At 61.8% G+C, this 21,334-nt stretch carries 22 protein-coding genes; 4 read left to right on the forward strand and 18 right to left on the reverse strand.

The window, feature by feature from the left end:
- Positions 1-4 precede the first annotated feature (4 nt).
- The 4 genes from HHL27_RS15275 to HHL27_RS15290 all read left to right on the forward strand — a co-directional run bounded on the left by HHL27_RS15275 (position 5) and on the right by HHL27_RS15290 (position 5,490).
- Positions 5-556 carry a 3-phenylpropionate/cinnamic acid dioxygenase subunit beta gene (locus tag HHL27_RS15275; RefSeq protein WP_010891005.1) on the forward strand — a complete coding sequence of 184 codons (552 nt, stop codon included), beginning with the start codon at positions 5-7 and terminating at the stop codon, positions 554-556.
- Positions 557-606: 50 nt separating this feature from the next.
- Entirely contained in the window at positions 607-3,177 is a 2,571-nt protein-coding gene (locus tag HHL27_RS15280) for a TonB-dependent receptor (RefSeq protein WP_338114917.1), read from the forward strand.
- A gap of 89 nt (positions 3,178-3,266) precedes the next feature.
- The gene (locus HHL27_RS15285) at positions 3,267-4,373 is read left to right on the forward strand and encodes an alkane 1-monooxygenase (RefSeq protein WP_169494272.1); all 1,107 of its coding nucleotides are present in this window, start codon (positions 3,267-3,269) and stop codon (positions 4,371-4,373) included.
- A 76-nt stretch (positions 4,374-4,449) separates the two neighbouring features.
- The gene (locus tag HHL27_RS15290; protein WP_169494273.1) at positions 4,450-5,490 is read left to right on the forward strand and encodes a 2Fe-2S iron-sulfur cluster-binding protein; all 1,041 of its coding nucleotides are present in this window, start codon (positions 4,450-4,452) and stop codon (positions 5,488-5,490) included.
- 59 nt (positions 5,491-5,549) lie between these two features.
- Here the strand turns inward: HHL27_RS15290 and hcaB are convergent, their stop codons facing one another.
- The 18 genes from hcaB to HHL27_RS15380 all read right to left on the reverse strand — a co-directional run bounded on the left by hcaB (position 5,550) and on the right by HHL27_RS15380 (position 21,195).
- Positions 5,550-6,350, reverse strand: coding sequence for a 3-(cis-5,6-dihydroxycyclohexa-1,3-dien-1-yl)propanoate dehydrogenase (gene hcaB, locus HHL27_RS15295; RefSeq protein ID WP_169494274.1), 801 nt, complete (start codon positions 6,348-6,350; stop codon positions 5,550-5,552).
- Positions 6,351-6,381: 31 nt separating this feature from the next.
- On the reverse strand, positions 6,382-7,887 hold the full coding sequence (locus tag HHL27_RS15300) for an aldehyde dehydrogenase family protein (protein ID WP_169494275.1): 1,506 nt from the start codon (positions 7,885-7,887) through the stop codon (positions 6,382-6,384).
- A gap of 19 nt (positions 7,888-7,906) precedes the next feature.
- Positions 7,907-8,188 (reverse strand): 2Fe-2S iron-sulfur cluster-binding protein, encoded by a 282-nt coding sequence (locus HHL27_RS15305; protein ID WP_169494276.1) that lies wholly within the window; start codon positions 8,186-8,188, stop codon positions 7,907-7,909.
- On the reverse strand, positions 8,178-8,414 hold the full coding sequence (locus HHL27_RS15310; protein ID WP_169494277.1) for a 2-hydroxymuconate tautomerase: 237 nt from the start codon (positions 8,412-8,414) through the stop codon (positions 8,178-8,180). Before HHL27_RS15310 ends, HHL27_RS15305 begins: the two co-directional genes overlap by 11 nt.
- Before the next feature lies 1 nt (position 8,415).
- On the reverse strand, positions 8,416-9,186 hold the full coding sequence (locus HHL27_RS15315; RefSeq protein ID WP_169494278.1) for a 2-keto-4-pentenoate hydratase: 771 nt from the start codon (positions 9,184-9,186) through the stop codon (positions 8,416-8,418).
- Position 9,187: 1 nt separating this feature from the next.
- Positions 9,188-10,219: a 4-hydroxy-2-oxovalerate aldolase gene (dmpG, locus tag HHL27_RS15320; protein WP_169494279.1), complete on the reverse strand. Its 1,032-nt coding sequence runs from the start codon at positions 10,217-10,219 to the stop codon at positions 9,188-9,190.
- Entirely contained in the window at positions 10,216-11,154 is a 939-nt protein-coding gene (locus HHL27_RS15325; RefSeq protein ID WP_169494280.1) for an acetaldehyde dehydrogenase (acetylating), read from the reverse strand. The genes dmpG and HHL27_RS15325 overlap by 4 nt, the downstream gene beginning before the upstream one ends.
- Before the next feature lie 22 nt (positions 11,155-11,176).
- Positions 11,177-11,971: a 2-keto-4-pentenoate hydratase gene (locus HHL27_RS15330; protein ID WP_169494281.1), complete on the reverse strand. Its 795-nt coding sequence runs from the start codon at positions 11,969-11,971 to the stop codon at positions 11,177-11,179.
- A 4-nt stretch (positions 11,972-11,975) separates the two neighbouring features.
- Positions 11,976-13,460 (reverse strand): 2-hydroxymuconic semialdehyde dehydrogenase, encoded by a 1,485-nt coding sequence (locus tag HHL27_RS15335; RefSeq protein WP_169494282.1) that lies wholly within the window; start codon positions 13,458-13,460, stop codon positions 11,976-11,978.
- A 41-nt stretch (positions 13,461-13,501) separates the two neighbouring features.
- Positions 13,502-13,933 carry a GlcG/HbpS family heme-binding protein gene (locus HHL27_RS15340; protein WP_169494283.1) on the reverse strand — a complete coding sequence of 144 codons (432 nt, stop codon included), beginning with the start codon at positions 13,931-13,933 and terminating at the stop codon, positions 13,502-13,504.
- A 2-nt stretch (positions 13,934-13,935) separates the two neighbouring features.
- Complete coding sequence (locus tag HHL27_RS15345; RefSeq protein ID WP_169494284.1) at positions 13,936-14,859, reverse strand: catechol 2,3-dioxygenase; 924 nt, start codon at positions 14,857-14,859, stop codon at positions 13,936-13,938.
- A gap of 6 nt (positions 14,860-14,865) precedes the next feature.
- Entirely contained in the window at positions 14,866-15,729 is an 864-nt protein-coding gene (locus HHL27_RS15350; RefSeq protein ID WP_169494285.1) for an alpha/beta fold hydrolase, read from the reverse strand.
- 168 nt (positions 15,730-15,897) lie between these two features.
- The gene (gstA, locus tag HHL27_RS15355; protein WP_169494286.1) at positions 15,898-16,503 is read right to left on the reverse strand and encodes a glutathione transferase GstA; all 606 of its coding nucleotides are present in this window, start codon (positions 16,501-16,503) and stop codon (positions 15,898-15,900) included.
- Between the two features lie 39 nt (positions 16,504-16,542).
- Positions 16,543-17,022, reverse strand: a complete 480-nt coding sequence (locus HHL27_RS15360; protein WP_169494287.1) for an aromatic-ring-hydroxylating dioxygenase subunit beta — start codon at positions 17,020-17,022, stop codon at positions 16,543-16,545.
- Positions 17,019-18,299 carry an aromatic ring-hydroxylating dioxygenase subunit alpha gene (locus HHL27_RS15365; RefSeq protein ID WP_169494288.1) on the reverse strand — a complete coding sequence of 427 codons (1,281 nt, stop codon included), beginning with the start codon at positions 18,297-18,299 and terminating at the stop codon, positions 17,019-17,021. The genes HHL27_RS15360 and HHL27_RS15365 overlap by 4 nt, the downstream gene beginning before the upstream one ends.
- Positions 18,300-18,309: 10 nt before the next feature.
- A complete protein-coding gene (locus HHL27_RS15370) occupies positions 18,310-19,302 on the reverse strand; it encodes a PdxA family dehydrogenase (protein ID WP_169494289.1) in 993 nt (330 codons plus the stop codon).
- Positions 19,286-19,780: an aromatic-ring-hydroxylating dioxygenase subunit beta gene (locus HHL27_RS15375; RefSeq protein ID WP_169494290.1), complete on the reverse strand. Its 495-nt coding sequence runs from the start codon at positions 19,778-19,780 to the stop codon at positions 19,286-19,288. The genes HHL27_RS15370 and HHL27_RS15375 overlap by 17 nt, the downstream gene beginning before the upstream one ends.
- A complete protein-coding gene (locus HHL27_RS15380) occupies positions 19,777-21,195 on the reverse strand; it encodes an SRPBCC family protein (RefSeq protein ID WP_169494291.1) in 1,419 nt (472 codons plus the stop codon). The genes HHL27_RS15375 and HHL27_RS15380 overlap by 4 nt, the downstream gene beginning before the upstream one ends.
- Positions 21,196-21,334 lie beyond the last annotated feature (139 nt).

Raw genomic sequence — 21,334 nt, forward strand, 5'->3', positions numbered from 1 at the left:
AGCTATGACCGACACCGCAACGATCGAGCGCACGCGCGAAGGGACTACCGCATCGCTCGAACTGACCCACGCGCTGACCCAGACGCTGTATCGCGAAGCACGGCTGCTCGACGATGAACACTACAAGGCCTGGACCAGCATGCTGGCGGAAGACCTGCATTACCACATGCCGGGGATCGAAACCCGCTATCGCCGCGACAAGACCGAGCAGGTGACCGACCTGACCCGGATGGCCTATTACAACGACAGCAAGCCCGAAATCCTCAAGCGGCTTTCGCGGCTCGAGACCGGAACGGCCTGGTCGGAGGATCCGGCGACGCGCTACACCCATATCATCACCAACGTCGAGGTGGAGCTTACCGAAAACACCGACGAGTTCCGGGTCTATTCGAACTTCTATGCCTATCGCAATCGCAACGAACGCGACGAGGATTCGCTGATCGGCAACCGTATCGATATCTGGCGCCAGGTCGGCAACAGCTTTCAACTGGTCAAACGCCGAGCGATCCTCAAGCACAATGTGATGTTGAGCAAGAACCTCAACATCTACGTTTAGTCTATCCACGCTTATAAATAAAAATACATCAACAAGAGGGAGAATGCCAAGTGACAAAGCAATTGATGAATTTCAGGAAGGTCTTCCTGCGCGCCAGCACTTCAGCCATCATTGGGCTGACTTGCCTTGCACCGATGACGGCGCATGCCCAGGATGCTGCGGCAAGCGAACCTCAGGCCGACGCCCCGGCATCGGGTGGCCTTGAAGAAATCATCGTGACCGCTCGCAAGCGAGCCGAGAATCTGCAGGAAACTCCCGTTGCAATCACGGCAATGAACGCAGGAATGCTCGAAGCACGGCAGATTAACAATGTCGCACAGGTCGCTAAATTTGCTCCTAATGTGAACATCCAGCCGGTCGCGAATATTTCCGGATCAAGTGCTTCGCTGACAGCGTTCATCCGTGGCGTTGGGCAGACCGACTTCAACATCACGGTCGATCCAGGTGTCGGGGTTTACGTCGATGGCGTCTACGTCGCTCGCTCCGTTGGCGCGCTGCTTGATATGGCCGACATTTCCGACGTTCAGATTTTGCGCGGGCCACAAGGAACCCTGTTTGGCAAGAACACGATTGGTGGCGCCATTGTTGTTAACTCGATGCAGCCACAGAAAGATTTCGACCTAAAGCTCGAAGCCGTTACCGGACGCTACAATCGCGCAGATTTCAAGGGCATGATCAACGTGCCGCTGAGTGACAATCTCGCGATGCGCGCGGTTGCATCCTACGAAACCCGCGACGGTTTTCAGAGACGCCTGTTCGATGGCGGTCGCCAAGGCAACAAGGATAGCTTTGGCGCCCGGCTGGCGTTCAAGTGGGAGCCGACCGACAAGCTGACGGTCAACCTCAGCGGCGATATCAATATCCGTCGTGAAGAGCAGACAGCAATCTCACTCATCGAACTGCGAGACCAGCCGGTTCCGTTGCGTTTTGTGGAGATTCCCAACAGCGCCCCCCCTGGGGGCACCAATCGTCTGATCGCCGCGCCGAGCTCGATGTATTTTTGGAACAAGATCTCCGCGGTCGGGGCCGCTACGGGCGCCTGCGGCGCGGCTTGGGGCGGGTTTGGGCCCACCGGTCCGATTCCTGGAACGCTGGCCCCGACCAGCAACCCTAATTGCGCCAGCACGCGCTGGATTACCGGGGATCCTGATACGACTTGGGCCGGCGGCAACAACCGCTCGGATTTCGATCTATGGGGAGTTAACCTGACGCTCGACTATGACTTCGGTGATATCAGCCTGAAGTCGATCAGTTCCTATCGTGATCAGAAATCGAGGTTCGAATATGATTTCGACGGCACTCCGCACAACATATTGCAGCTCACCAACAATATCGATCTGTGGCAGGCATCACAAGAGCTCCAGCTAACCGGTAGTGTTCTGGATGATCGACTGAAGTTTGTTCTGGGCGGATACTATCTAAAGGAAAAAGGCCAGGATAAGGAACCGTTGGAATTCGGGTTCGCCCAATTCTTCTCCGGTGGCAAAATCGACAACGATAGCTATGCGTCATACCTGCAGGCCACCTTCAAGGTAACCGACCGGTTCTCGATCACGCCGGGCATTCGTTACACCAACGAAACCAAGCGGTTCGATCCGTCGCTACAGGTCATTTACAATGATAGGTCGCGGTTCGATCCAGTGCTGGCCTCACTTTATCCCAATGGCGCTTTCATTGCCTTCAGCCAGTGCCTCGTCGGGCAGGCCGTGCCGGGCGTGATCCCACCAGGCGTCCCCGGCTTCGAAGCCTTCGCCGGTTTCCCGCTTCCAGGCGGATGCACGCCTTCGGCAACGAACCCGGGAGGCAACCACACGATGCCAGCTGTGCAAGTCCAGGCCAAGGCGAAGGAATGGACACCAGCGATTTCGGCGGACTACAAGATCACTGACGACACCTTGATCTATGCATCCTACTCGAAAGGCTTCAAGAACGGCGGGTTCAGCCAGCGCATCTTTCCCGCAGAGATTACGACACCGTCATTCACGCCGGAGTTCGTCGAATCCTACGAAATTGGCCTCAAAAACGAATTCTTCAACCGACGACTGCGCCTCAACATCGCGGCGTTCCTGTCCGACTACAGCGATATGCAGATCGTTGTTAATGAGGGAATCGCACCGAAGGTACGAAATGCGGGCACCGGCCGGATCAAGGGATTTGAGGTCGAGGGCGAAGCGGCTCCAATCGATCAGGTTCAGTTGACCTTTGGTGTAGGTTATCTGGATGCCTATTACACCAACATCGACTTATCAGCCGCCCCCGTCACCAAGGATTCGAAATTTGCTTTCGTACCCAAGTGGACAGCTTCGGCAGCTATCAATGCGGATGTCTATGAAGGGCAAGCCGGCAAACTGACGCTTCGTGGTGACTGGTCCTATCAAAGCGGCACCTTCAAGGATGCGGTAAATAGCCCGCAATTGTTTCAGCCAGCATATAGCGTGTTCGGTGCGAGCGCGTCATTCACTGACAAAAGCGAACACTTCACCGTGACTGGCGGCGTCACCAACTTGACCGATAAACGATACATCCAAGGCGGGTACGTCGATCTCGACATCGGCGGCGCCGCCACCGCAAGCTTCTCGCGTCCGCGCGAATGGTTCCTGAAGCTCGCCTACAAATACTAAGACCCTATACCCGAGGGCGGCGCACCGCCGCCGCCCTCACCCTTGCCTCGACGGTCAAGGCCAGAGCAAAATAACTCGGGAGAAATCCGATGGACGGCCTACGCTATTTTCTCATCCCAGTCATGACCTTGGCGGGCGTTATCGGATTCATGCTCGGCGGTAGCTACGTCTGGCTGGGCGCGGCGACCTTTCCGGTATTGATGACGCTGGATATCCTGCTGCCGGCGGACCACAAGATGCGCGCGCAGGGCACGGCACTGCTTGGCGATTTCGCCATGTACCTCCAGCTCCCGTGCATGATTCTGCTGGTCTGGGCCTTTGCCCGATCGGTTGCGACCGCGATCAACCCGATCACCGGCGCCGACAATTCAAGCTGGCAACTGGCCGGATCGCTGCTCAGCCTGGGCTGGCTCTCGGCGGTGCCGACCCTGCCGGTAGCGCACGAGCTGATGCACCGCCGCCACTGGTTTCCACGCTATGTCGCCAAGTGTCTGAGCGCTTTCTACGGCGACCCCAATCGCGATATCGCCCATATCGTCACCCACCACGTCCATCTCGATACGGCCAAGGATAGCGATACCCCTCGGCGCGGGCAGACCATCTACAGCTTCGTGTTCCAGGCGACTTGGGGTTCCTACAAGGATACTTGGGAAAAGTCGGCCGAAATCCTCCGCAAGCTGGGCCATGCTTCGCTGGGATGGCGCAATCCGGTGTGGCTAATGCCGCTCTTATCGGGCAGTATCATCGTCTTTGTGGGCTTGACGGCAGGCCTTGGCGCGACGCTGACCGCTGTCGCCGCGATGGTAATGGCCAAGATGTTCGTGGAGGGGTTCAACTACTTCCAGCACTATGGCCTGATCCGGGTCGAAGGCGCGCCGATCGAACTCCACCACGCGTGGAACCACCTTGGCGCGATCGTCCGGCCGATCGGTGCGGAAATCACCAACCATATCAACCACCACCTCGATGGCCACATTCCCTTCTATGCGCTGAAGCCCGAACCGCAGGCACCGCAGATGCCCTCGCTGTTCCTGTGCTTCGCCACTGGTCTGATCCCGCCGGTCTGGTTTCGCTTCATCGCGCAGCCACGCCTCAAGGACTGGGACGAGCGCTTCGCCACCCCAGGCGAACGCAAGCTGGCAGACGAGGCCAACGCGCATGCCGGCTGGCCGCGCTGGCTGGCCAGCGCCAGATAGCGCAAGCACGAATTAACCCCCACTCGAGCGGCATTCGGCAGCGGGTGCCGCCCGCCCAATCTGGACCAACCAGCCCATGTTTTCCTTCCTGCGCAAATCCAAGGTGAACACCGTGTCCGTGGAGGGTTGGCCAACCACGATCACGGTCCCGGCAGGCAAGACGCTGCTCGAAGCGATGCTGGGCCAAGGCCTGGCCATGCCGCACGATTGCAAGGTGGGTTCCTGCGGGACCTGCAAGTTCAAACTTGTAACCGGCAAGATCGGCGAATTGAGTCCCTCGGCCCTGGCGCTGGAAGGGGAAGAAGTGCGGGGCGGCTACCGGCTGGCTTGCCAGGCCATCCCGCGTTCCGACCTGACGATCGCGGTCGATGCGCCGCTGGTGCAGGGCCTTGCCGTGGAAGACTATCGCGGCACCATCATTGCCGCACCGCGCCTGTGCAAGGATATCATCGGCCTGACGATCGAGCTCGATCGCCCGCTGGCCTTCGCGCCGGGGCAATATGCCGATCTGATCGCGCCTGGCGTCGACGGCGCGCGCAGCTATTCCTTTGCATTCGCGGCGCTGGCCGGGCCGGTGCGGCAGCTTCACTTCCACATCCGCCATGTGCCGGGCGGCGCATTCACCGACTGGCTGTTCGGTGCCGATCGCACCGGCACCGAGCTGACGGTTGCCGCGCCCTTCGGCCAGTTCGCCCTCAAGGACGGCCAGGCACCGATCCTGTGCATCGCCGGCGGCAGCGGGCTCGCTCCGATCGTCTCGATCCTGCAACAGGCGCTGGCAGCTGGCGGGACCCGCCCGGTCCACCTGCTCTATGGTGCGCGCCAACAGGCCAATCTTTATGCGCTCGACCAAATCGAGACCTTGCGCAATCGCTGGCAAGCCCCGTTCACCTTCACCCCCGCGTTGTCCGACGAAGACCCCGGCAGTGACTGGGCCGGAGCGCGTGGGCTGATTACCGAACAGATCGCCGGCATCGCGAACCTGCCCGCCCACGAAGCCTATCTGTGCGGCCCGCCGGCGATGATCGATCTGGCCGAAGCACGGCTGCTTGCCGCCAGTGTTGAACGCGCGGCCATATCCGCCGACCGTTTTCTCGACCGCGGAAGCAAGAGATAAAAAAGACGGGCGCCCGCCGAAACGGGCACCCGCCAAGGGTGGAGAGATTGGTTTTCGGCTCAGCCTTCAGGGCGCTTGCCGATGCCGATGCCGCCATCACTGAGCAGCACTGTCCCGGTCATGTAGGCCGAGTCCCGGCGCGAGGCGAGCAAGGCATAGAGTCCCGAATGATCATCCGCTTCAGCGATCCGTGCGAGCGGTGTCATTCCGGCAATCATCGCATCGAGACCTTCCATGTCCTCCATGTGGACATCAGCCGTGCCGCCCGCCTTGGTGCCGCCCAGCGGTGTGCGGGTGCCTCCCGGCGCGACGCCGTTAACGCGGATGTCCGGGGTCAATTCCCAGGCTAGCTGGCGGATCAGACCCAGAACCGCGTGCTTCGACGCCACATAGGGCGTGCCGCCGCCGCCTGTGTAGAAGCTCGAAGTCGAGGCCGTGAAGATAATGCTGCCTTTGGTTTTCCTCAGTTCCGGAATGGCGGCCCGGGCACCAAGGAAATAGCCTTTGACGTTGACGCCAAAGATTTCATCCAGCGTTTCCGAAATTTTCTCGGGCTCCATGTCCGCCAAAGGCGTCATGTAGTCCCATATCCCGGCATTGCCGACAAACACGTCGAGCTTGCCGAAAGCGGCTACGGTTGCGGCGACCGCCGCTTCGTTGTCAGCATAGTTGCGGACATCGCCTTCAACCACGGACACCGCGTCACCGTACCGCGAGCGCACCATGGCGGCCTGGTCGGCGTCCCTGACCAGGACGCCGACCCTTGCACCTTCTTCGATAAAGCGCGCGACAACCGCCGCGCCGATTCCGGTGGCACCGCCGGTCAGCAGTGCCACCTGTCCTTCAAGTCTTGCTGTCACATCGCTTCTCCCAATGATCGTTGCTCGCCGATCACTGATCGAACATTCCGGTGCGACCTTCCTGAAGGTTGACCACCACCGACTTCGTCTGGGTGTAGTGATTCAGCACCTCATGGCTGAATTCGCGCCCGAAACCGCTCTGCTTGTAGCCGCCCAGCGGCATGTTGGCCTTGAGGTTGTAGTAGCGGTTAATCCAGACCGTGCCTGTTTCAAGCTGGCGCGCGATCCGGTGGGCCCGGGCGAGATCCTTCGTCCATACGCCGCCGGCCAGGCCATAGGTGGTGGCATTGGCCTGCTGCATCATGTCGGCTTCGTCGTTCCAGGTGATGACACTGGTCACCGGCCCGAAGATCTCCTCCTGCGCGATGCGCATGGTGTTCTTCACATTGGTGAAGATCGTCGGCTTGATGAAGTTGCCATCCGCCAGGTTGGCGGCATCCGAGCGGGTACCACCTGTCAGGACTTCCGCTCCTTCCTCAGCCGCGAGGCGAAGATAGCTTTCAACCTTGTCGAACTGCATCTTCGATGCCTGGGCGCCAAGCTGGGTGGCCATGTCGAGCGGATCGCCCTGGCGGATGCCTTCAAGCGCGGTCTTGAACTTGGCGAGGAACTCGTCCTGGATCGACTGGTGCAGGAACAGGCGCGAACCGGCCAGGCAGACTTCGCCCTTGTTGAGGACGGTCGACATGGTCGCGCTTTCCACCGCCGCGTCGATGTCGGCATCGCCGCACACGATGTGCGCCGACTTGCCGCCGAGTTCGAGCGTCTGCGGAATGATGTTGGCCGAGGCGTACTGGATGATCCGGCGCGCGGTGGCGATCGAACCGGTGAAGGCGACCTTGGCAACATCGGGGCTGGTGACCAGCGCCTCGCCCACGTCGGCGCCATAACCGGTGACCACGTTGATCACGCCCGGCGGCAGCAGATCGGCCATTTCCATGAAGAATTCGATCACCGAGAGGCAGACCGTCTCGGCCGGCTTGAGCACCACGGTGTTGCCCGAAGCCAGCGCCGGCGCGATCTTGCATGCCATCATCAGCATCGGCACGTTCCAGGGGATGATCTGCGCGCAGACGCCGAGCGGTTCGCGGTGAACGATGCCGATCGCGTCGGGATAATCGAGCGTCTGGCCGTGCAGACCATAGGCCGCACCAGCGAACAGTTCAAACTGCCCGATCGTCTGCGGCATATCGAAATACATCGATTCGCGCATCGGCTTGCCGTTGTTGAGCGTTTCGAGGGTGGCATAATGCGAATGGCGGGCCTTCAGGCGGCGCGCGATCTCAATCAGAATGTCCTGTCGCTCACCCGGCAGGCTCTGCGACCACTTGGGAAACGCAGCCTTGGCGGCGGCAATCGCGCGTTCGATGTCCTTGGCGTTGCCCGCCTGAATCTTGGTCAGCACCTTGCCCGTCGAGGGATTGACCAGATCGATGGTCTTGCCGCTGTCTCCGGAGATCCATTCGCCACCAATGTAGTGGCCGTATTCGGACTTGATCCCGTATTCGTTGTCGACACCCTTCAACTGCGTAGCCATGGCATATCTCCTTTGAAACTCATTCGACTTCAATCAACAAGTCAGTCATGGGGTATAGGCGGCAGGCTAGGACGTAGCCTTTGGCCTGGGCGGCAAGCGAAACCTTGGCGGCGCTCATCTTGCCGGTTCGATACTTGCCTTCGATGACCCTGACCCGGCAGAATCCGCAACCGCCGCCGCGACAGCCTACGCCGATACCGTCCGCTCCGCACCGCTCCATCGCGAGCAGCACGCGCTCCTCTTCGGAACAGGCGAACTTTGCGCCACCGACAATGCGGATTTGATGCGCTTCATCTTCCATCCGACCAATCTTCTTCAATTTTCGATTGCGCTGTTGCTGCGGCTTTTGCCGCAAAACTCTGTCCTCCGACTGCGAAATGCGCCGGGGCTATCTCGCGCAAGATGACGCGGACGGATTCCCGCGGCGCGCCGATTGCATCGATAGCCGCATCGGTCAGCGCCTGGATCAATCGTTCCTTGGCTTCCGGAGCGCGCCCTTCGAGCAGGTTGACCTCGATGATCGGCATGTCAGGCTTCCACCTGAAACATGACCGCGCCAAGGCTCTGCACCGTGGTCCGTACGGTCTGGCCGGGCGCCAGGTTGGGCGCGGCGGTGATCCCGCCGGCCATGACGATGTCGCCGGCGTTGATCTGTTCACCTGCCTCGGCAACCAGCCGGGCTGCAGCAACCAGCGAGCGGATCGGGTGACCGAGGATTGCCGCAGTCGATCCCACTTGCACCACCTCGCCGTCGATCTCGAGGATCACGCCCAGATTCGAAAAATCGATCCGGGGATCGCACCAGGATCCGATCACCAGCCCGGACGAGGAGGTGTTGTCGGAGATCACGTCTTCGAGCGCGAACTTGAAGTTCTCGAAACGACTATCGATGATCTCCATGGCAGGCGCGATCGCTTCGACCGCGGCCAGCGCTGCGGCAGCAGTAACCTTGCCGACGAGCGGCGCCTTCATCAGGAAGGCGACTTCGGGTTCGACCCGGGGGTGAACATAGCGCGCGCGCGAAAGGGCAGCGCCTTCCTCGACCAGCATGGCGTCGGTCAGCCTGCCCCAGGCCACTTCCTCGACGCCGACCTGCAGCATCTTGGCCCGGCTGGTCAGCCCCATCTTCACGCCGATGCGCCGCTCGCCGCGCGCCAGCCGGCGATCGACCGACAGCTTCTGCACCTGGTAGGCGTCGGCAACGGTGAAAGCCGCATCAACCGGGGTGATCTGCTGGGTCGCCCTGGCCTCGCGAGCAGCAGTGTCGAGCGTTTTGGCGTAGTCTGCAAGCCGGCCCATGTCAGTTCGCCTTGGCTTTGATCAAATCGAGCGCCACGTCGATGATCATGTCTTCCTGGCCGCCGACCATCCTGCGGTTGCCGAGTTCGACCAGGATCTCGCGGGTATCGATACCGTACTGCTCGGAAGCCTTCTCTGCGTGTCGCAGGAAGCTCGAATAGACCCCGGCATAGCCCAGGCTCAGCGTTTCGCGATCGACCCGAACCGGGCGGTCCTGGAGCGGTCGGATGATGTCGTCGGCCGCATCCATCAGCGCCATCACGTCGCAGCCGTGCTTCCAGCCCTTGCGGTTGGCCGCCGCGATAAACACCTCGAGCGGGGCGTTCCCCGCGCCCGCCCCCATGCCCGCGAGACTGGCGTCGATCCGCACCGCCCCGGCCTGCGCCGCGACGATCGAATTGGCCACGCCGAGCGACAGATTGTGGTGCGCGTGGATACCGCGCTGGGTTTCGGGCTTGAGCACCCGGTCATAGGCCTGGAGCCGCGCGGTCACGCCGTCCATATCGAGCGCGCCGCCGCTGTCGGTGACATAGACGCACTGCGCGCCATAGCTTTCCATCAGCAAGGCCTGCTGGGCAAGCGCTTCGGGTTCGATCATGTGGCTCATCATCAGGAAGCCCGAAACGTCCATGCCCAAATCGCGAGCAATGCCAATGTGCTGCTTGCCGACATCGGCCTCGGTGCAATGGGTCGCGACCCGGACCGAGCGAACACCCATCGAGTAGGCGCGCTTGAGTTCTTCTGCGGTGCCGATGCCGGGCACCAGCAAAGTGGTCAGCACCGCGTTCTTGATCACGTCGGAAGCGGCTTCGATCCAGTCCCAGTCGGTGTGGGCGCCGAAGCCATAGTTAAAGGTGGAGCCATTGAGGCCGTCGCCGTGCGAGACTTCGATTGCATCGACGCCCGCGTCATCCAGCGCCTTGGCGATGGTGCGGACACTGTCGGTGCCATACATGTGCAGGATGGCGTGCATCCCGTCGCGCAGGGTGACGTCCTGGATGTAGAGCCGATTGGATTCGGGATTGAAGGTCATGCCGGGATCTTTTCCATATGAGTCTTGGCAAGGCTCTCGCCCGCGGCCTTGGCGGCGGCGGTCATGATGTCGAGATTGCCGGAATAGTTGGGCAGATAATCGCCCGCGCCCTCGACCTCGAGGAACACGCTGGTCTTGAGACCTTCGAATTCGCCGTAGCCCGGGATCTTGAGCGGGCGGTTCGAACCGAAGCGTTCGAACTGGACGTCCTGCTTGAGCCGGTAGCCCGGCACATAGGACTGGACTTTGGCGATCATCGCCAGAACCGAATCGCGAACCTTTTCCTCATCGACCATTTCGGACAGCGTGAAGATCGTATCTCGCATGATCATCGGCGGTTCGGCGGGATTGAGGATGATCACCGCCCGGCCCTTGGCCGCGCCGCCGACGGTTTCGATCGCCCGGGCGGTGGTGCGGGTGAACTCGTCGATGTTGGCGCGGGTACCGGGCCCTGCCGAGCGCGACGAAACCGACGCGACGATTTCGGCATAGTGCACCTTGGCGACCTGCGAGACCGCCGCGACGATCGGGATCGTCGCCTGACCGCCACAGGTCACCATGTTGATGTTGCGCACCGCGGCATCAACCGCCGGGTTGACCGGGGGAATGGTCGCCGGGCCGATCGCGGCCGGGGTAAGGTCGACCATCAGCTTGCCGTCACGGGCGAGGATTTCGTCGTGCGCCTTGTGCGCATAGGCCGAGGTCGCATCGAAGGCGATGCCGATTTCGGCATATTGCGGCATCCGGCACAGGCCATCGATCCCTTCGTGGGTCGTCGGGACGCCGCGTTCGCGGGCCATCGCCAGCCCTTCGGAGGCCGGATCGATCCCGACCACGGCCGCTAGCTCCAGCGTATCCGAACCCTTGAGCAGCTTGATCATCAGGTCGGTCCCGATATTGCCGGAGCCGATAATTGCGCACTTCATCTTGGCCATTTGACCAGCCTCCAATTTGAATTCAGTCAGCGGCGAACGCGGCGCGGACCGTTCCGAGTCCGTTGATCCGGGCTTCGACTACATCGCCGCGCGCAACCCCGGCCATCGGCCCGAGCGCGCCCGACAGGATCACATCGCCTTCGAGCAAGGGGCGTCCGGCCTTGGCCATCACCCGCGCCAGCCACAGCGAGGCGGTGATCGGGCTGCCCAGGCAGGCGATCCCGGCGCCGACCGAAATCGGCTCACCCTTGACTTCCATGACCATGCCGCAGCTGCGCAGATCAAGCCCGTCGAGCTTGCGCGGCACCGCGCCCAGCACGAACAGCCCGCTCGAGGCATTGTCGGCAATCGTGTCCCAGATCTTGATGTCCCAGTTGGCGACGCGGCTGTCGACGATCTCGATCGCGGGAACGACATATTCGACCGCCCGGATCATCTCGGCGGTCGTCAGATCGGGATGCGGCAGATCGCGCCCGACCACGATCGCGATCTCGGCCTCGACCTTGGGCTGGATCACCTGGTCGAGCGACACCGGAATGCCTTCGGGCACGTCCATGTCCGCGAACAGCATCCCGTAGTCTGGCTGGTCCACCCCGAGCTGGCGCTGCACCGCGAGTGAGGTCAGGCCGATCTTGCGGCCGACCAGGCGCCGTCCATTGGCGAGGTAGTGCTTGGTGTTGGCTTCCTGCACGGCATAGGCTGCTTCAACGCCACCAGCCGAAATCAGGTCGCGGATCGGGCTGACCGGCTTCCCCGTTTCGGCCGCGCCGCGCAGCGCCAGGGCCGCTTGTTCGATAGTCTTGGGGTCGATTGTCATCGTCTTACAGCTTCACGCAAATGTTGGTGATCTCGGTGTAGAATTCGAGGCTGTGCACCCCGCCCTCGCGACCGATCCCGGAATGGCCCGACCCGCCGAAGGCGGTGCGGAGGTCGCGCAAGAACCAGGAATTGACCCAGCACACCCCTACATCCATTGCCGCCGCCACGCGGTGTCCGCGCGACATGTTTTCGGTCCAGACCGAGGCGCACAGACCGTAGGGCGTGTCGTTCGCGAGCGCGACGACCTCGTCCTCGCTGTCGAACGGCACTATCCCGCAGCAGGGCCCGAAGATTTCCTCGCGCATCACGGTGTCATCATGTGCCAGCCCGATCCACAGCGTGGGTTCCACGAAGAAGCCGCCCGCTCCCTCGCCAGAAACTTCAGGAACGCCGCCACCTGTTACCACGGTGGCCCCGTCCTCGACCGCGCGGCGATAATAGCCCAGCACCTTGTCGCGGTGCTCGGCGCTGATCAGCGGGCCGAGATAGGCATGGTTGCCGGTATCCCCGGGCTTGAACCCCTCGGCCGCTTCTTTCATCCGCGCCACGAACGCATCGAAGATCGGACGTTCGACATAGACCCGCTCGGTTCCGAGACAGACCTGGCCGGTGTTGAGGAAGACCGAGCGCGACAAGCCTTCGACCGCCTTGTCGAGATCGGCATCGGCAAACACGATCGCGGGGTTCTTGCCGCCAAGCTCAAACGAAATGTCGCGCACGCCAACCGCGGCCTTCTGCATGATCGCCTGGCCGGTCCCGGTCTCGCCGGTGAAGGTGATAGCATCGACATCGGGGCTGGACGTGAGGAATTCGCCCGCCGATCCGGGGCCGAAACCATGGACCACATTGTAGACGCCCTTGGGCATGCCTACGGCGTTCATCACTTCGCCCAGCAGGGCGGCGGTGCGCGGGGTTTCCTCCGAAGGCTTGACCACCACGGTATTGCCGCAGGCGAGGGCGGGGCCGACCTTCCAGGTCATCAGCAGCAGCGGAAAGTTCCACGGGCAGACGACCGCGACGACACCCTTCGGCTTGCGAACGGTATAGTTGAGCGCCTGCCCGCCATCGGGCGTAGGGGTGTTGAAGCTCTCGCCCGGCATGGTCGAGATGACATCGGCGAACATGCGGAAGTTGGCGGCGCCGCGCGGGATGTCGATATGCGAGGCGACATGTCGCGGCTTGCCGGTGTCGGCCACTTCGGCCGCCAGGAAATCGTCGGCGCGGCGTTCGATCTCGGTCGCGACGGCGGCGATCAGCTTGACCCGTTCGGCCGTGGTCATCTTGCCCCACGGCCCCTTGAGCGCGGCCTTGGCCGCCGCAACAGCGTCGGCGACGTCAGCTTCGCTCGCTTCGTGAACAAGTCCGATCTGCAAGCCGGTGGCCGGATCGACATTGGGAAACGACTTGCCATCGCTTCCCTGGCGATAGGAACCGTCAATGAAGTTCAGGATGGTATCCGTGACAGAAAGCGAGGCAGGAGAGGTCATTGGTGCAGGATTACCTAAGTTGGCCAGAGGGCCATGTTGGATCAAAATTTCTTTGCGCCGACTGCGGCCAGACCGGCATTGGCGAATTCGACGTCCATCGCTTCGCTTCCGCCGGAAACACCGATCGCACCGACGAATTCACCGGCGATTTCGATCGGCAAACCCCCGCCGAACATCGCAATGCCCGGCTGCGCGACGATCCCGTCGCGCAAGGCGGGATTGCCCGAGACCATCGCGTAGAGTTCCGGCGTCGGGACGCGGAAGCTGGCGGCGCTGTAGGCCTTGTCCTGCGCGATCTTCGCAGACGGTGAAGGGGCGCCGCTGGCGCACAGAAGCGCAACCAGATCCCCCCCGGCACCGACCACGGCGGCGACAACCGGACAGCCCACAGTGGCACCCTTGGCAACGGCCGCAGCCGCTGCCTTGAGCGCCAGTTCGTGACCGACTGTCCGGATCGTAACCACCCCGTCCATGATCAGGTGTTCACCGTCATGAAGCGGTCGTTGAGCGCTTTCTCGTAGTAGAAGATCGCCTTGCCGGCGCTCTCTGCCTGCCAAATCCGCTGCGGATTGTCCGGGTAGTAGATGTAACCGCCGCTGAAAGTCTCGTTGCGGTTGCCCGACGGATCGAAGAAATAGATCGTCTGGCCGCGGGTGATTCCGTGACGCGTCGGTCCGATATCGAGCGAGATGTCGTAGCGGCTGATGATGTCGGCAGCATGGCCGACATCGTGCCAGGATTCGAGATTGAACGAGGTGTGGTGGATCTTGCCGTCTTCGGGATAGCCGAGGAAGGCAACATCGTGCGCCTTGTTGCTGCAGCTCAGGAAGATGCCGAGGCGGGTGCCGCTGCCTTCATCGACCAGCTCCTCGGTGACCGCAAAATCGAGCGCGTCGACGAAGATCTTTGCGGATGCGGAGATGTCCACGCCATTCAGCGCGCAGTGATCGAAGCGGGTGGCGCGCATGCCGCGCGGTTCAACCACCCAGACATCGGGGTTCTTGACCGCCGGGCCGGTGGCCGACAGTTCCATTTCGGCGTAGAGTTCGAACACGTGCTGGGTCGGCGTGTTGAAGCGGATCTTGCGACCCACTCCGGGGTCCGATCCGGCCGGGATCACATCGACATGCACGCCGATATCGAGCAGGCGCTCGGCGAAATGATCGAGATCGGCGTCCTTGGCGACCTTGAAGCCCATCACGTCCATGCCGGCCTGATCGGCCTCGCGCAGGATGATGCTGTGACGATCAAATTCGTCGAACGCCTGGAAGAAGGCGCGGTCGCCGTCGCGATTGACGAAGTTCAGGCCAATCCGGTCGCGATAATGGGTAATGGCCTCATCAAGGTCGAGGACCCTGAGTTGCACGTAACCAGGACGAATTACACCAGTTAGAGCCATGACGATTCACCTCTCCGATCGGGCCTTGAGGCCATTCTTAAAGAACTCGGCAACCATGCGGTTGAAGCTTGCCATGCGTTCGATCTGCACCCAGTGGCCGCATTCGGCGAAGAGGTGCAAATCCGCCCGCTTCATCAAACCGGCAAGTTTCACGGTTGAATCCAACGGGATCACCTGATCGGCAATCCCGTGCAGGATCAGGGTTTCGTGCGCGATTGCGGCGATGTCCTCCTCACGGCTGGCGAGCATCGCCACGTTGGCCTGGCGGTCGGCGCCGCCGAACGTTGCATGATAGGGTTCATGTGCTTCGGGCCGGGCGCTGGCGACATAGCGCGACTGGATCAGATCCTCGGTCAGGCGGCTGTGATCCCAGGCAAGGTACTTGAGCGATTCGCGCATCGCCTCGACCGAGGGTTCATAGCCCCAGACCTTGTCAAGCGCCGGAGTGATCGGGAAATTAAGCCCGGCCGGACCCATCAGCACCGCCCGCTCGACCCGGTCGGGATGGGCGATCATGAACGCCAGCGTGATCCCACCACCGAACGAATTGCCGACCATCGATACCTTGTCGATGCCCAGACCGTCGAGAAATCCGGCGAGCTGATCGACCCAGATCTGCTTGTCCTCGATCCGGCCCTTGCTGTCCGAATAGCCGAAGCCGAACATGTCGGGCGCGATGACCCGGAAATCCTCGGCGAGGACCGGCATATTCAGCCGCCAGTTCGCCCAGGCTGTCACACCGGGGCCCGATCCGTGGACCAGCAGCACCGGGGCGCCTTCGCCGACGTCGTGGTAATTGGTCGAGCTTCCGCTCACAACAAGCGACTGGCCGATTTCCGGACGCGTCGTGTCCAAAGTCGCGTTTGCCATGATAGCCAACCGATCCTTTCCCGCTTCTTGATCTTAATTTCGTGCGGCGGTGGAACCCGAATCGACGAGTTCATTGCCAACGATGTCGTTCGTTGCACTATTTCAAACGCATTTGCAAATGAAGAACGCCAATGGGGCGGCGGGGTCTGCCGCCGCCCCTTGATCTGGTCAGATGAGTCCTTCAGCCTTGAGTGCCGCCCCAACTGCGGGCCGCTGTGCAATCCGGCCGCAATAGGCGCCAAGCGCGGGATAGGCGCTCATGTCGATCCCGACATGGGCAGGCCAGCCCAGCATCACGAAAAGGTAGATATCGGCAACGCTGAAATCGGCACCGGCGTAATGATCCTTGCCTGCAAGTTCCTTGTCCAGCGCAGCCAGATGGTTCTTGACCGCTGTCGAAGCGGCGGCCTTGGCTTCGTCGCTGGTGCCGGGCGTAAACAGGGGCACGAAGGCCTTGTGGAATTCCGAACCCAGGAAGCTCAGGCGGCTGAGCAGACGGTATCGCTCCATGGTGCCGTCGCGCGGTGCCAGACCCGCGTCCGGCTTCTGGTCGGCGATGTAGAGGAGGATCGCGGGGTTTTCGGTCAGCGTTTCGCCGCTGTCGAGGGTCAAGGCTGGAACCTTGCCCGACGGATTGACCGCCAGGAAGTCCTCGCCGGTCTCGACCTTTCGGGTCGCCAGATCGACCTTCACCGCAACGAAATTGGCGCCGGCTTCGCGAAGCGCGATGTGCGGGGCGAGCGAGCAGGCACCGGGGCTAATGAACAGCTTCATGGATAGTCTCCTTCAGGGATGCAGTGAATCGGGACCTGGTCAGATCGGGGTTGCGAGCAGGGTCGCTATGCGCAGCGTGTCGTAGATGCAGGTCCGGCTTTTCAGACGGACCTGTCCGCCGCCCAGATCGAACCGGTCGACGTATTTGCCGGCATTGTAGATGCGGGTTTCACCATCGTTACGGGTCTGGAAAACGACGTAACTGGCTTCCGCGGAGACCTCGTCGCCTTCTACACCGGTGATCACCGCGCGCCCGATCAGATGGCGGTTGAAATGTTCGGGAAATACGTTGGCCTTGCGCAGCGCGACCACGCGGTCGACCAGCATCCCCTTGCTGTCGCAATACATGACTGCTGCGGGCAAGCCGTTGTCGACATTTTCGCGCGCAATAACCTGGTACAGGCAATCGTCCACGAACAGGTTGGGCCATTGCTCGAGCCGGTCATCATCAAGGCAAAGCCCGTAAGCCGCGTTGAAATCGTCGATCGCACCTTGTGCTACTCCGGCTGCGACGCTCATGCCCGGCCCTCCGCCGCGAGATCGGCCAGGGCATTGCCCATCAGCCCGAGATAGCCCTTCCAGAACCCACGCACGGAATTTTCATCCATGCCCATCGGCGCGTAGGAGGGTCGGACATCGTGCCCGCCCATCTCGACGAAACTGCGCTTGCCTTCGGCACCGATCGTGCCCTGCTGGCACAGCTCGACCGCTTCGCCGTCTTCCATCGAAATCAGCCCGGACGGTCCCACCAGATTAAGGTTGCGAAGGCGGTGGCGGGTCGTTTCCTCGTCATCGTCGGCATAGCCGAAATAGGTCCAGACCAGCTCGGTCTTGTCGGTCCCGTGGGGCACGATCTGCCTTGTCGCGAGGGTGTTCTGAATCTGCTGGACGACGACCGACGGGAAGATCGACTGGATGTGCAGCCCGACATCGTCAGCGATCTCAGGGCGGAATGCCAGCAGGCGCTCGTCCTGCAGCTTGGCCTCACCCTGCATCTCGCGGTTGGCCTCGTCACCGAACGAGCCGTAGTCGACATCGCCCTTGGGCTTCGACACGGTAAAGACGGTGTGGTAGCCCTCGTCCGAAACCAGACCTGCGCTTTCCTGGCTCTGGCGGTAGATGCCGAAAGTCGGATAGAACAGGTGCAAGAGACCGCCGTGGTAGCTGTCACGACTGTTTTCCGAATAGAGCTTCCAGTTGCCGGCCATGAACTGCCGCGCATAGCCCAGCACCTTGACCGGGCGCTGGAAGACGCGCTGAATGTATTTGCGCATCACTGGACCCAGAAAGTCCTCGAGCGGGGCGATGGACGGGTTGAAGGTGCCGAAGACGAGACCACCAAATGTCTCGACCCGCAACCGCTCCAGCGAATGCTCGGCCATATTGAATTCCGTCGAATAGCCGCCCACGCCTTTCAGCCCCCGCCGGAACGGCACGCCGACAAGCGCACCGGTCGCGTCGTAGGCCCACTGGTGATAGACGCAGACGAACGCCCCGTCGGCCTGGTTGCCGCGCAGCGAGCGGCACACGGTCGCGCCCTTGTGGGCGCAGCGGTTGACCCAGGCGTGGATCGAACCGTCCGCCGCCCGCGTTACCACCACGGGGGTGTTGCCGACATGGGTCGAACGGAAATCGCCGCTGTTGGTCAGTTCGGCTTCGAGGCCCAGATAGCACCAGGTCTGCCCGCGGAAGATGTTTTCCTGCTCGGCGCTGAAGATCGCCGGGCTGTGGTAGACCGCGTAATCGACCGCAGTCGGCACCGATTCGGTGGCGATCGGCATGCTTTCGGCGTTCATGCTTTTCTCCCTAAGGTTGTTCGAAGCCGCGGCCCGAAGCGAGCCGTCCGCAAGTGCGCATCGCGCTCAGCATCATCGCGGCATCGGCTTTGCCGGTACCGACGATGTCGTAGGCGGTGCCATGGGCCACCGACATGTGCAGGTACGGAGGCCCCATGATGATCACGCTGTTGCCCGAAAAACCCCAGGTCTTGACCGCGATATGACCCTGATCGTGGAACATCGCCAGGACCATGTCGTAGCGGCCCTCGATGCAGTGGCGGAAGACCGAATCGGGCGCGATCGGCCCTTCGACATCGATGCCCCTGGCCCGCGCGGCTTCAACCCCGGGCGCAATTTCAAGGCGATCCTCGTCGCCCATGGCATGTGGGTTGAGACCGGCAACCGCGATCCGAGGTTGGGCGATGCCCCAGGATTGCATGGCCTCGTGCAGTTGCCCCACCGCCATGGCGACAAGATCGGCTGAAATGACATCGATCACTTGCCGCAAAGACATGTGATCGGTCAAGTGCGCAACCCGGAGCGGCCCAGTGAGCAGCACCAGATAGCTTTCGCCGGGTGTCGGGCTGATGACCTTGTCGATCTTCTTGGCGAGCTTCAGCGAACCGGTGCTGATCGGCCCCATGATCGTGGCCGCGAAGGAACCGTCGCGGGCAAGCGCGTCAAGCTCGTCCAGCCATTGCGCGGTGGCGTGCCCGGCGGCCTCGGTGTCCTCGCCCAGGGGCAGAACGCCATCGGGCAGCGCGCCGGTATCGATGACGTCGATGATCGCGGGATCGTCGCTGGGCTTTTCGAAGCTGCGCATCACCCGCAGCCGTGCCTTGGTGCCAGTGAAATCGAGTGCCCGCTCTACCGCCGCGGCAGACCCGACCAGCACGGGGATCGAATCCGCGTGGACGGCACCGCCGGCCAGCGCCCTGACCGCGACTTCGGGTCCGATGCCGGCGGGATCGCCGATCATGGTGCCGACAACCGGGCGCGCCTGGCTAGATGCTATAGACATCGGCGATCTCGTGGAACAGGTCGGTGACGACAATCGTCTTCTTGCGGCGGATCACGAACGAATCATCCTGGGGTTCGAGGTCATAGAAGGCCCACCCGCTGAGCGTGGCGACTTTGCCTTCCAGCACCGAAACCGTGGTCCACGACGTCCGTGCATGCACCTGGCCATCGCTCTCGTCAGCAGACAGCAGGGAGAACCGGTGAACCGTGCGTGGCTGCGGCGTGCTCGCCGCCGAGCGCCGGGTCCTGATGCGGAACACCCGATCTTCAAGCCCGCCCCGGTTGGGATAGTAGATCAGCGAGACTTCGTTCTGCGGATCCGCAGTCGGCCGTTCGTGATCGTCCCAGGCTGGAACCCAGTATTCCGCCTCGTCGTGATAGAGCGCCAGCCAGGCATCCCAGTCCTTGTCATCTAGCGCCATGGCCTCTTGGCCAATGAACCGCGAAACCGCCAGCCAGCGCGAATGGAATGCGGTCATCGTGCCTTCTCCAGCGAACGCTCAAGGAAGGCGGCAAGCTCGCTGCACTCGCTGTCGATGGCCTTCTCCATCAGCGATACCCATTCGTCATGGATCGCCACGTAAAGTCCTTCGTCGGCAACCGCCGGGCTGCTCAGCACCACGTTGAGATCGAGCGGTTCACCGAACTGGCCGGGGCCGGTATCCCACCGCGTCGAGCCGCGCGACATCTCGTTGTAGCGGCCTTCGCCCGCACCATAGCCGGTCTGGCAGTTGTTGAATTCGGTCAGATCGTCCGGCGTGGCCATGCCGGTCGAATTGAAGAAGTCCTCGTACTGGCGCAACCGCAGGGCCCGCGCCTCGGCGCTCTCGCCGACCGGGGCGATGCACACCGTGCTGACTTCGGTCTCATCCACGGCCAGCGGCTGGATGATGCGGATCTGCGTGCTGGTCTGGTCCATCAGGAAGACGTTGGGAAACAACTGCAGGTTACGGATGCGCTTGTTCATCCACTTGGCCTTTTCGGCACCGTGGGTTTCTTCCAGCCAGTCGACGATCTCGAAATTGGGCCGATCGGCGAAATTGGCATAGTCTGCCCACAGCACCGTATGGCCGTTGTGGAACGAGAACGAGCCGCCATCGCGTGCGGTGAAACCGTCGAAGCTGATCGCCTTGGTATCGTTGCTCGAAATCCCTTCAACGCGGCGCTGGACGGTCATGAAGTAGTTGGCATGGGTCGTCATGACATGATAGCCGTCGAGCCCGTTCTCGACCTGCATCTTCCAGTTGCCGTGATAGCGGTAGCGGTTGGTTCCGGGCAAAACTTCCATTGCGCCGGACTTCGACTGGTCCACCAGGATATCGATGAAATCCCGCGCGCCGGCGAGGTGATCGACCAGCGGGACGACATCGGCGGAAAGACTGGCGAAGATGAAGCCGCGGTAGCTTTCCACCTTTGCCACGGGGTTGAGCGCGAAATCGGCTCGATTGAATGCCTCCGGATAGCCGCCGATGCTTTCATCGGTGACGTCCAGCAGGTCGCCGCCGGAAGAGAATGTCCAGCCATGGAAGGGGCACATGTGATTGCGCTTGTTGCCCGCCCGTTCGCGGCAGAGGCGCGCGCCGCGGTGCGAACAGGCGTTCACGAAGGCGCGGACATCGCCGGACTTGTCGCGGGTGACTAGGATGGGGACGCGGCCGATTTTCGTAGTGATGAAATCGTTAGGGTTGGGAATCTGGCTCTCGTGCGCGAGGTAGACCCAGTTCCGCTCGAAGATGTACTTCATCTCGAGCTCAAACAGCGCAGCTTCGGTGAAAGCGGCGCGGTCCAGCTGGAAGATCCCGCGTTCATGATCCTTCTTGAGCCAAGCGCGCATGCGTCCTTTCAAGCCCTGCAAGTCGGCAATCCTGCCGCCGATTTTCTCAGCGAGTTCCATCGATCCTCTCCCGTTCTGTGCGTCGGGCACCCAATGCCTCCGCGAATCAACCGCAGATCATATACATTACCTCATCCCATCATTTCGTGCAACGTATTGCACAATGAAAAACGTTCTGATAGGTGATGGGGCAGAAATG

The organism is Novosphingobium olei (genome assembly GCF_012927405.1).
In the GTDB taxonomy this organism is placed as follows: domain Bacteria; phylum Pseudomonadota; class Alphaproteobacteria; order Sphingomonadales; family Sphingomonadaceae; genus Novosphingobium; species Novosphingobium olei.